The organism is Kitasatospora sp. NPDC057198 (genome assembly GCF_042670125.1).
In the GTDB taxonomy this organism is placed as follows: domain Bacteria; phylum Actinomycetota; class Actinomycetes; order Streptomycetales; family Streptomycetaceae; genus Kitasatospora.
On record NZ_JBHUWH010000279.1, the window covers coordinates 1 to 10,485 of the forward strand.

Below are 10,485 nucleotides of genomic sequence, written 5' to 3' on the forward strand. Positions count from 1 at the left end.
GCACGGCCCAGCACCGCCCCCTTGCCGCACAGCGGAACCTCGGCGTGCCTGCAACCGGCTCAGCAGCACACGGCCGAGCACCGCCGCCGCCTCCCCCACCCCAACCCCCTCGCCGCGAAGCGGAACCTCAGCGCGCCTGCAACCGGCTCAGGATCGCGTGGTCCAGCGCCGCCGCCGTCTCCGGCACGCTGAGGTTGGAGTTGTCGATGATCGGGAGGCCGGAGGTGCGCCAGCCGGCCATCCGGCCGTGGATGCGGGCGACTTCGTCGTCGGAGAGGCGCCGGTTGCCGGAGCGTTCGGCGTTGCGGGCGAGGACGCGGTCGAGGCCGGGGAGGAGGACGACGGGGATCATGCCGGGGCCGATGTGGCGCTTCCAGCCGCCGAGGCCGATCGCGGGGCGGTCGGGGAAGACGGCGTCGTCGATGATGCAGGAGATGCCGTTGGCGAGGTAGTTGCGGCAGGCGAAGCCGCAGGTGCGGCGGGCGAGGCGGTACTGGGCCTCGGAGTCGGTGTTCCAGCCGGACTGCGGGTTGGCGAAGCCGGACTGGACCCACTCGCGGACGTCGTCGAGGCTGATGTGCGCGGTGGGGGTGGGGCGGCGCTCGGCCCAGTAGCGGGCGACGGTGGTCTTGCCGGCGCCGGCCGCGCCGATCAGCAGGACGGCGATCGGGCCGGTCGGAGCCGGGGCGGGGAGCGCGGGCTGGTGCGGGGGCGGGGCGGGCAGTTGCACGGCGGCTCCGGAGGGGAGCAGGAAGTGGCCGGTGCCGCCGGGGGCTATCGGGGCGACGGCCTTGAGCGGTACGGTCGGCCGGTCCGGCCGGGGTGCGGTGGGGCCCAGGGCGGGGAGCGCCTGGGTGGTGCCGGGGTAGGGCGGCTGATGGCCCGCCGGATGCGCCGGAAGCGGGGCAGCGGCCGGCCGGGGCGGCACCTGGCCCCCCGCGTGCTGGTTCTGCGCGTACTGGCTCACCGTCACCTCCCTGCGCCGAATGTACACGTGGGCCCGGTGGCGGGCACAAGTCCGCCACCGGGCCGGGGTGCGCTCAGCGGCTGGTCAGCTGCTCGGCGAGGGCGCGCAGGGCGAGTTCGTACGAACCGAGGCCGAAGCCGGCGATGGTGCCGGAGGCGACGGCGGCGATGACCGAGGTGTGCCGGAAGGTCTCGCGGGCGTACGGGTTGGAGATGTGCACCTCGATGAGCGGCGCGGTGCGCTGGGCGGCGGCGTCGCGCATGGCGTACGAGTAGTGCGTGAAGGCGCCGGGGTTGATCACCACGGGGGTCTTGGCGTCCGCCGCCTGGTGCAGCCAACCGACCATCTCCGCCTCGGAGTTGGTCTCCCGCACCTCGACGTCGAAACCGAGTTCGGCGCCCAGTTCGGCGCACCGCGCCACCAGCCCCGCGTACGAGGTGGAGCCGTACACGTCGGGTTCGCGGGAGCCGAGGCGGCCCAGGTTGGGGCCGTTCAGCACCAGGACGGGCGTGCTCATCCGGAGACCTCCCCGTAGGCGGCGACCAGCACGGACGGGTCGGGGCCCTCCAGGATGGAGGTCTTGGCCAGGCCGTCCAGGACGACGAAGCGCAGCAGGTCGCCGCGCGACTTCTTGTCGATCTTCATGGCGTCGAGCAGCTTCGGCCAGGCGTCCGCCCGGTAGGTGAGCGGCAGGCCGACGGAGGCCAGCACGGTGCGGTGCCGGTCGGCCGTGGCGTCGTCCAACCGCCCGGCGAGGCGGCCGAGTTCGGCGGCGAAGACCATGCCGATGGAGATCGCCGCGCCGTGCCGCCACTTGTAGCGCTCGTTGCGCTCGATGGCGTGGCCCAGGGTGTGGCCGTAGTTGAGGATCTCGCGGCGGCCGGACTCCTTGAGGTCCCCGGAGACCACGTCGGCCTTGACCTGGATGGCCCGCCGGATCAGTTCCAGGGTGTGCGGCCCGGCCGGGCTGGTGGCGGCCTCCGGGTCGGCCTCGACCAGGTCGAGGATGACCGGGTCGGCGATGAAGCCGGCCTTGATCACCTCGGCCAGGCCGGAGACGTAGTCGTGCTTGCCGAGGGTCTCCAGGGTGCCGAGGTCGGCCAGCACGCCCGCGGGCGGGTGGAAGGCGCCGACCATGTTCTTGCCCTCGGCGATGTTGATGCCGGTCTTGCCGCCGACGGCCGCGTCGACCATGCCGAGCAGCGTGGTGGGCACCGAGATCCAGCGCACCCCGCGCAGCCAGGTGGCGGCGACGAAGCCCGCCAGGTCGGTGGTGGAGCCGCCGCCGAGGCCGACGACCACGTCGCTGCGGGTGAAGCCGGTCTGGCCGAGCACCGACCAGCAGTACGCGGCGACCTCGGCGCTCTTGGCGTCCTCGGCGTTCGGCACCTGGAGCGCGATGGCCTCGTAGCCCTGCGCGGCGAGGTCCTCGCGGATCGCCTCGCCGGTGGCCTCCAGGGCCTCCGGGTGGATGACGGCGACCCGCTTGGCCTTGGGGCCGATCAGCGGGGCGAGCTCGCCGAGCAACTGGTGGCCGATCAGCACCTCGTAGGGGGCGTGGCCGTCGCTGCCCGCGACCTGGATCCTGACAACGTCGGCGTCAGACATGGGGGTTCTTCAACTCCAGTGCTTCGAGTACGGCGTCGGCGACCTGCTCGGGCGTGCGGCCCTCGGTGTCGACCACGGCGGTGGCGACCTCCAGGTAGAGCGGGCGGCGGGCCTCCATCAGCTCGCGCCAGCGGGCCCGGGGGTTGACGGCGAGCAGCGGGCGGGGGGCGTCCAGGCCGACCCGCTTGACCGCGTCGCCGAGCGCCACCTCCAGGAAGACCACGGGCAGCGGGGCGAGCAGCGCGCGGGTCTCCCCGGCCATCACGGCGCCGCCGCCGAGCGCCAGCACGCCCGGGAAGCCGGTGACGGCGGCCCGGACGGCCTCCCGTTCCAGCTGCCGGAAGTGCGGCTCGCCCTCGTCGACGAAGATCTCCGGGATGGGCTTGCCGGCGGCCTGCTCGATGTCGGCGTCGGTGTCCCGGAACGGCAGGCCGAGGCGTTCGGCGAGGACCCGCCCGACGGTGGACTTGCCGCTGCCGGGCGGGCCGACCAGCACCACCGCGGGCGTGGCCGGTGCGCTCATCGGACGATCAGGTTGTCGAGGTACGACTGCACGTTGCGGCGGGTCTCGGAGACGTTGTCGCCGCCGAACTTCTCCGCCACCGCGTCCGCCAGGACGAGCGCCACCATCGCCTCGGCGACGATGCCGGCCGCCGGGACGGCGCACACGTCGGAGCGCTGGTGGTGCGCCTTGGCCTCCTCGCCGGTGCGGGTGTCGACGGTCCGCAGGGCGCGCGGGACGGTCGCGATCGGCTTCATCGCGGCCCGCACCCGCAGCAGTTCGCCGGTGGACAGGCCGCCCTCGGTGCCGCCGGAGCGGCCGGAGGTGCGCTTGACGCCGTCCGGGGTCGGCACGATCTCGTCGTGCGCCTGCGAGCCGGGGACGCGGGCCAGCTCGAAGCCGTCGCCGACCTCGACGCCCTTGATCGCCTGGATGCCCATCAGCGCGGCGGCCAGCCGGGCGTCCAGCCGGCGGTCCCAGTGCACGTGCGAGCCGAGGCCGACCGGCACGCCGTAGGCCAGCACCTCGACCACGCCGCCGAGGGTGTCGCCGTCCTTGTGGGCCTGGTCGATCTCGGCGACCATCGCCTCGGACGCGTCGGCGTCCAGGCAGCGCACCGGGTCCTCGTCGAGGCGGGCCTCGTCGGCGGGCAGCGGCAGCACCCCGGCCGGGGCCTTGGCGGCGGCCAGCTCCACGACGTGGCTGACGATCTCGATGCCGCAGGTCTCCTTGAGGTAGGAGCGGGCGACCGCGCCGAGCGCGACCCGGGCCGCGGTCTCCCGGGCGCTGGCGCGCTCCAGGATCGGCCGGGCCTCGTCGATCGAGTACTTCTGCATGCCCGCCAGGTCGGCGTGGCCGGGGCGGGGGCGGGTGAGCGCCTCGTTGCGGGCCAGGCCGGCCAGCACCTCGGGGTCGACCGGGTCGGCCGACATGACCTGCTCCCACTTCGGCCACTCGGTGTTGCCGACCATGATCGCCACCGGGGAGCCCATGGTCTCGCCGTGCCGGACGCCGCCGAGGAAGGTCACCTCGTCCCGCTCGAACTTCATCCGCGCGCCGCGACCGTACCCGAGCCGCCGGCGGGCCAGCGCGTCGGCCACCATGGCGGTGGTGACCGGCACCCCGGCCGGCAGGCCCTCCAGCGTCGCGACCAGAGCGGGGCCGTGCGACTCCCCCGCCGTGAGCCAGCGCAAGCTACCCACCGAAAGCTCCTTCGTCAGCGGCCCGCGCCGTGAACGGCGGCCGGCCCGGCGTCTCGTCCTGCCCGGCCGCGGGAACGCGACGGGGCGGCTCCGATCCTTTCACGTCCCGCAGGTCACCGGGGCCACGGTCCGCGTGGCGGACAGCGGGCCCCAGCAGGTGGACGGCGGCCTCACTCCGCGAGCGCCGCCTCCCCCGCCGCCCGCATCGCGGCCAGCGGGCCGCGCGGCACGCCGGTGAACCGCTCGAACTGCAGCACCGCCTGGTGCACCAGCAGGTCGAGCCCGCCCAGCACGGTGCCGCCGCGCTCCAGGCAGGCCGCGGCCAGCGCGGTCGGCCACGGGTGGTACAGCACGTCGAACAGGACGCCCGGCGCGGCCGTCAGCTGCGCCGCGAAGCCGTCGGTGGCCCCGACCGGCGTGGTGGAGACGGTCAGCGGCCCCTCCAGCGCCCGCGCGCCGTCCGCCCAGTCGGCGGTGCGCACCACCACTCCGAGGCGCTCCCCGAGCTCCCGCATCTCGGCGGCCCGCCCGGCGCTGCGCACGTACGCGGTCACCTCGCCGTCGCAGACCTGGGCCAGCGCGGCCAGCGCGGAGGAGGCGGTGGCCCCGGCGCCCAGCACCGCGGCCGAGTCGACCCGTTCGACGCCGCGTTCGCGCAGCGCGTTGACCAGCCCGGGGACGTCGGTGTTGTCGCCGTGCCGCCGCCCGTCGCGGTCGAACACCACGGTGTTGACGGCGTCCACCGCGCGGGCGGTGTCGCTGACAGTGTCCAGCAGCGGGCGGATCGCCCGCTTGAGCGGCATGGTCAGCGACAGGCCGGCCCACTCGGCGGGGTCGAGCCCGGCGACGAAGTCCGCCAGGGTCGATTCGTCGACCTCGTGCCGGCCGTACTGCCAGTGGGTGAGCCCGAGCGCGGCGTACCCGGCGTTGTGCAGGGCCGGGGAGAGCGAGTGGGCGATCGGCGAGCCGAGCACGGCGGCCCGGTGCGGGGTGGTCACGAAACGGCCTTTCCGGGGAGGGGACGGGCGGGGCGGTGCAGGAAGACGTCGACCGGGTCCTCGGACTCGAGCGCGAAGCCGTGCCGCTCGTACAGCCGCCGGGCGGGGCTGCCGCTCAGCACGTTCAGCCGGACGGCCAGGCCCGCGGCGTCGGCCCGTTCCAGCGCCGCGCGCAGCACGGCGGTGCCCAGGCCGCGGCCGTGCAGCGCCGGGCGGAGGTAGAAGTGCTCCAGCAGCAGGGTGCCGGGCCGCTCGTCGGGGGCGAGCGCCAGGCAGCCGACCGGGCCGGGGGCCTCGATGACCGAGGTGTGCTCGGGCCGGTACCCGTCGCGCATCCGCTGCCGGACCCGGTGCCCGTCGTAGCGGCCGAGCCGCTCCAGGTCGGGGCGCATCGCCTCGGCCCGCAGCTCGACCAGTGCCTCCAGGTCGGCGGCGGTGGCGGGGCGCAGCGCCCAGGCGGGGAGTGCGGTCACGCGTCCGGCCCTTCTCGACTTGGCGGTGCGCTCGCGTCGGTCTTCGCGCGCGGCATCGCCGGATATGAAGTGGATCAAGTCACTCCGGGCCGCAATCAGGCCACTTCGAACACGGAGCACTGCCCCACCAGCCACACAGGCAACACAATGATGCCCCGGTCGCACCGACCGCTTCAGAGTCCTGTAGGAGACCTTCATGCGCCGCATAGTCCCCGCTTCACTCGCCACAGTAGCCCTCGCCGCCGGCCTGTTCGGCATCGGCACCGGCACCGCGCAGGCCGCCACCGCCTCGTGCACCACGTCCACGCTGGACGTGGGGGTGATCGTGCCCGCCACCGGTTCCTACTCGACCGACTGTCTGCTGGGCCAGGGCAACCAGAGCAGGGCCGTCGAAGTACTGCAGAACACCCTGAGCGTCTGTTACGGCCAGAACATCACCAGTGACGGAGTCTTCGGCCCGGCCACCAAGTCCGCGCTCATCACCGTTCAGCGGCAGATCGGAGTGAGCGCGGACGGGGTGTACGGACCCAACACCCGCAACCACATGCAGTTCATCAAGGGCAGCATCAACGTCGGGGACTCCCCCTGCCGGATCTACTGATCCGCAGCCGGGCACACCGCCACCGCCCCGGTCCCGACCAGCGGTTCGGGGCCGGCGCCGGTGCCGGGACGCAGCGTCCGGGTCACGCGCGCTCCCGGCGGGTGCGGGCGGACCAGCGGCCCTCGCTGTGGGAGATCCGGATCGGGTGCCGGAAGCACTCGGAGACCAGCTCGGTGGTCAGCACCTCGGCGGCCGGGCCGGCCGCGGTGGTCAGGCCGTCGCGCAGCAGCAGGGCGTGGCTGGTGGTCTCGGGGAGCTCCTCCAGGTGGTGGGTGACCAGGACGGACGCCACCTCGGGGTAGCGGGCGCGCAGTTCGTCCAGGCTCTCCAGGAGCTGTTCGCGGGCGGTGAGGTCGAGCCCGGTGGCGGGTTCGTCGAGCAGCAGCAGCCGGGGCGCGGGCATCAGCGCGCGGGCGATCAGGACCCGGCCGCGCTCGCCCTGGGAGAGCGTAGTCCAGGCGTGCTCGGCGCGGTGCGCGATGCCCAGGGTCTCGATCAACTCCTCGGCGTGGTCGAGCTGTTCGGCCGTCGGCTTGTGCCACAGGTCGGGCTCGATGGTCTGCGTGGCGCCGGTCAGCACGACCTGCCGCACACTCAGCGGGGAGCGCAGCGGGTGCCGCGGGTTGACATGCCCGAGGTGGGCCCGCAGCTCGCGGACGTCGACCCGGCCGAGCTGCCGCCCCAGCACCTTCACGGTGCCGGCGGTGGGGTGCTCGACCGCGCCGAGCAGCGACAGCAGGGTGCTCTTGCCCGCGCCGTTCGCGCCGAGCACCGCCCAGTGCTCCCCGGCCCGGACGGTCAGCGAGACGTCCCGCAGCAGGTACTGCCCGCCCCGCACCACGTCGACGTGCGCGGCCTCCAGCAGCGCGGGATCCGGGTTCTGCAAGATCTCCATCCGCATCACGCTACTCGCACCCCCCACCCGCCCCGCAAAGCCGTTCCGCCCACCGGACACCCCTGGTTGCGGGGCCCCGGTGGGCGGCACGCGGTCAGGACTCGCAGGCGACCTGCTTGGCGTTGTACTTCATCCCGCGGGAGATGCACCAGTCCTGGGTGTTCTTGGCGTGCTCGGCATCCGTCACCGCGAACTTGGTCTCCGTCGGCGAGACGGCCAGCCAGTACGCCCAGTCGCCCGGCGTCGGGTTGAGAACGGCACGGAGCGCCTCGTCACCGGGGTTGCCGATCGGGGTCGGCGGCAGGCCGGGGTTGAGGTACGAGTTGTACTTGTGCGACCTGTCGTCGATCTCCTGGGTGGTCAGCTTGGTCCGGCCCAGCTCGTACTGCAGGGTCGTGTCCACTCCGAGCTTGTGCCCGGTGACGTTGGTGGTCAGACGGTTGTACATGGCCCGCGCCATCTTGCCGAAGTCCTCGGAGTTGTTGCCCTCGGCCTGCAGGATGCTGGCCTCGGTCACCACCTCGTACCCGTTCTTCAGGCCGAGCTTCTGCGCCGACTCGTCCAGCTTGAGCTCGCCGTACTTCTGGAGGGCGTTGGACACCATCTGCTTGAGCAGTTCCTCGGGCTTCATGCCCTCGGCGACCGAGTAGCGGGTCGGCCAGAGGTAGCCCTCGGGGTTGCCGTTCGCCTCGGCGGGCAGCCCGAGCGAGCCCGCCTGGTCCTTGGCGGCCTGGGCGGTGCTGCCCGCCTGGAGCTTGAGCTTCCCGTCGATCCGCTTGTAGACCTCGGAGGCCCGCAGGCCCTCCGGGATGATCAGCACGTTCCCGCCGTTGGCCTCCACCAGCTGGGTGAGGGCGGCCTCCGCGGACATCTGGTGCCGCAGGGTGTAGGTGCCGGGCTGGATGGCGCGGCCCCGGGAGTCCTTCTCGTAGGCGTTGGTGAACGCCTTGACGCTCTTGACCACGCCCGCGTCCAGCAGCATCTTGCCGATCGTCCCGCCGAGGGCGCCCTCCTTGACGGTGATGTTGACCGAGGTGGTGCCGTCGCCCTTGAAGTCCGGCGGCGGGCCGAAGTTGTCCTGGTAGAAGCCGTAGCCCCACCAGCCGGCGCCGCCCATGCCGCCGAGCAGCACCAGGGCGACCACCAGGCAGGCGCCGCGGTTGCGGCGGCCCGACTTCTTGCCCTTCTCCTTGCGCTTGCGCTCGGCCTCGCGGGAGTTGTCCTGCTCGGAGAAGAACGAGCCGTCCCCGTCCTCCTCCTCGTCGAGGTACTCGTCCTCGGCCCAGTCCTCGCGCCCGTCCGCCCGGTCGTACTCGGGCTCGGCGGCCCGGTGCCCGGACGACGGGGGGCCGTCGAGCGCGGCGGCCTCCGCCTCCCAGTCGATGCCGTCCGGCCCCGGGCCGCCCACCGGCTCCGGGCGCGGAGCGGGGCGCTGCTGCTGCACCTGCTGCTGCACCGGCTGCGGCTGCTGCTGCACCGGCTGCGGCTGCGGCTGCTGCTGCACCTGCTGCTGGAGGGGCTGCTGCTGGACGAACTGCTGCTGCCCGCCGTACGAGCCGCCCTGCTGCGGGTAGCCCTGCTGCGGCTGCTGCGGGTAACCCTGCTGCTGCACGAACTGCTGCTGCCCGCCGTACGAACCGTCCTGCGGCACCTGCTGCTGCGGGTAGCCCTGCGGCTGCTGCTGCTGCTGCTGCTGCTGATAACCCTGCTGCACGAACTGCTGCTGCCCGCCGTACGAACCGCCCTGCGGCACCTGCTGCTGCGGGTAACCCTGCTGCTGCACGAACTGCTGCTGCCCGTACGGATCCTGGGGCTGGTGCTGCTCCCCCGGGTACCACGGCTGGTCGCCCTGGGAGCCGTAGCGCCCGCTCTGATCAGTCATCGATCCCCTTTGCCGCATCCCGGGTGCCCGTCGAACCGGCGTGCTATGCGCAGCACGTGGTGGGAGACGTTACCGTACCGCAGCGTAGCCAAATGGCCCGACCGAGGGTGGTTCACCGTTCACGGGGACGGGGACGCGGAGGGCTGGGCCGAGGAGTTCCGGGCCCGGTAGGCGTTGAACTCGTCGACGTTCTTGCGCTGCTGCTCCTCGCTGTCGGTGAAGCGGGTGTCACCGGGCTGGACGGTGACGAAGTACAGCCAGTCGCCGTCGGCGGGGTGGATCGCGGCGCGCAGCGCGTCCCGGCCGGGGTTGCCGATGGGGGTGGGCGGCAGGCCGGGGTGGGCGTAGGTGTTGAACGGGGAGTCAAGCCTGGTGTCGTCGTGGGTGGTGGTGAGGGTGGAGCGGCCGAGCGCGTAGTTGATGGTGGAGTCGAGTTGCAGCGGCATTTTCTTGGCGAGCCGGTTGTAGACGACCCGGGCGACCTTGGCCATGTCCTCGGGGTTGTCGGCCTCGGCCTGGGCGAGGCTGGCGACGGCCAGCAGGCCGTACGGGGTGACGCCGTTGGCGGTGGCGGCGTCGGCGACGGAGGGGCCGTCGAGGTTGCCGTCGGCCTCCTTGACCATGTCCTGGAGCAGGCTCAGGGCGGTGCTGTCGCCGGTGACGGGGTAGGTGGCCGGGTAGAGGTAGCCCTCCAGGTGGCCGGAGGCGTCGGCGGGCAGGCCCAGCTCGCCGAGGTGCTGCTCGGCGGTGGTCCTGGCGGTGCCGGGCTTCAGCCCGAGCCGGGAGTCGATCGCGGCGAACACCTGGGTGGAGCGCCAGCCCTCGGGGACGGTCAGCGCGTTGGCGTTGGACGGGTCGAGCAGCACGTTGAGCGCCGAGACCGCCGACATCCGCTCCTTGAGGGTGTACGTGCCGGGGTGGATGTTGTTGCCCGCCGGGCTCTTGGCGGCGGCCTCGGTGAACGCCCGGGTGGAGGCGACCACGTGCTTGGCGGTCAGGGTCTTGCCGATCTGGGTGAGGCTGGCGCCCTGCGTCACCGACACCTGGACCTGCCCGCTGCCGCCGCCCGCGAAGTCGGGGGCGGGCTGCTTGCCCTCGGGCCAGAGCACGAACACCGTGAGCGCCAGCGCCATCGCCACGCCCAGCAGCCCGGCCACGCTCAGGCAGCACGCGGCGCGGGTGCGCAGCTGCTCCGGGTCGGGCGGTTCGACGCCGTACGGCAGGCCGGGCGGGGCGCCCTCGGGCTCGATCACGGGGGCGCCGAGGTGGCCGGGGGTGAGTCCGGGCGCGGTGTACGGGTCGGTCACGGGGGCCCTTCCGGCGGCGGGCAAGGAGAGAGGGTCCGTGCGGACGCGCG

Annotated in this window: 11 protein-coding genes; 1 reads left to right on the plus strand and 10 read right to left on the minus strand. The window is 73.4% G+C overall.

Going from position 1 to position 10,485, the window contains the following annotated elements; genetic code table 11:
* Window positions 1-127 precede the first annotated feature (127 nt).
* From ACFUEL_RS26425 to ACFUEL_RS26455, 7 genes are all read right to left on the minus strand, one after another.
* Complete coding sequence (locus tag ACFUEL_RS26425; RefSeq protein WP_380239257.1) at window positions 128-967, minus strand: AAA family ATPase; 840 nt, start codon at window positions 965-967, stop codon at window positions 128-130.
* A 73-nt stretch (window positions 968-1,040) separates the two neighbouring features.
* Window positions 1,041-1,484 carry a type II 3-dehydroquinate dehydratase gene (gene aroQ / locus ACFUEL_RS26430; RefSeq protein WP_380239258.1) on the minus strand — a complete coding sequence of 148 codons (444 nt, stop codon included), beginning with the start codon at window positions 1,482-1,484 and terminating at the stop codon, window positions 1,041-1,043.
* Window positions 1,481-2,575 (minus strand): 3-dehydroquinate synthase, encoded by a 1,095-nt coding sequence (aroB, locus tag ACFUEL_RS26435; protein ID WP_380239259.1) that lies wholly within the window; start codon window positions 2,573-2,575, stop codon window positions 1,481-1,483. The genes aroQ and aroB overlap by 4 nt, the downstream gene beginning before the upstream one ends.
* The gene (locus ACFUEL_RS26440) at window positions 2,568-3,098 is read right to left on the minus strand and encodes a shikimate kinase (RefSeq protein ID WP_380239260.1); all 531 of its coding nucleotides are present in this window, start codon (window positions 3,096-3,098) and stop codon (window positions 2,568-2,570) included. Before ACFUEL_RS26440 ends, aroB begins: the two co-directional genes overlap by 8 nt.
* A complete protein-coding gene (gene aroC / locus ACFUEL_RS26445; RefSeq protein ID WP_380239261.1) occupies window positions 3,095-4,279 on the minus strand; it encodes a chorismate synthase in 1,185 nt (394 codons plus the stop codon). Before aroC ends, ACFUEL_RS26440 begins: the two co-directional genes overlap by 4 nt.
* A gap of 170 nt (window positions 4,280-4,449) precedes the next feature.
* Window positions 4,450-5,277 carry a shikimate dehydrogenase gene (locus ACFUEL_RS26450; RefSeq protein ID WP_380239262.1) on the minus strand — a complete coding sequence of 276 codons (828 nt, stop codon included), beginning with the start codon at window positions 5,275-5,277 and terminating at the stop codon, window positions 4,450-4,452.
* Complete coding sequence (locus ACFUEL_RS26455) at window positions 5,274-5,750, minus strand: GNAT family N-acetyltransferase (RefSeq protein WP_380239263.1); 477 nt, start codon at window positions 5,748-5,750, stop codon at window positions 5,274-5,276. Before ACFUEL_RS26455 ends, ACFUEL_RS26450 begins: the two co-directional genes overlap by 4 nt.
* 196 nt (window positions 5,751-5,946) lie before the next feature.
* Between ACFUEL_RS26455 and ACFUEL_RS26460 the strand changes: the two genes are divergently transcribed.
* Window positions 5,947-6,351, plus strand: coding sequence for a peptidoglycan-binding protein (locus tag ACFUEL_RS26460; RefSeq protein ID WP_380239264.1), 405 nt, complete (start codon window positions 5,947-5,949; stop codon window positions 6,349-6,351).
* 82 nt (window positions 6,352-6,433) lie between these two features.
* Here the strand turns inward: ACFUEL_RS26460 and ACFUEL_RS26465 are convergent, their stop codons facing one another.
* The 3 genes from ACFUEL_RS26465 to mltG (ACFUEL_RS26475) all read right to left on the minus strand — a co-directional run bounded on the left by ACFUEL_RS26465 (window position 6,434) and on the right by mltG (ACFUEL_RS26475) (window position 10,435).
* A complete protein-coding gene (locus tag ACFUEL_RS26465) occupies window positions 6,434-7,246 on the minus strand; it encodes an ABC transporter ATP-binding protein (protein WP_380239265.1) in 813 nt (270 codons plus the stop codon).
* A 94-nt stretch (window positions 7,247-7,340) separates the two neighbouring features.
* Complete coding sequence (gene mltG / locus ACFUEL_RS26470) at window positions 7,341-9,128, minus strand: endolytic transglycosylase MltG (RefSeq protein ID WP_380239266.1); 1,788 nt, start codon at window positions 9,126-9,128, stop codon at window positions 7,341-7,343.
* Window positions 9,129-9,247: 119 nt separating this feature from the next.
* Window positions 9,248-10,435: an endolytic transglycosylase MltG gene (gene mltG, locus ACFUEL_RS26475; RefSeq protein ID WP_380239267.1), complete on the minus strand. Its 1,188-nt coding sequence runs from the start codon at window positions 10,433-10,435 to the stop codon at window positions 9,248-9,250.
* Window positions 10,436-10,485: the final 50 nt, after the last annotated feature.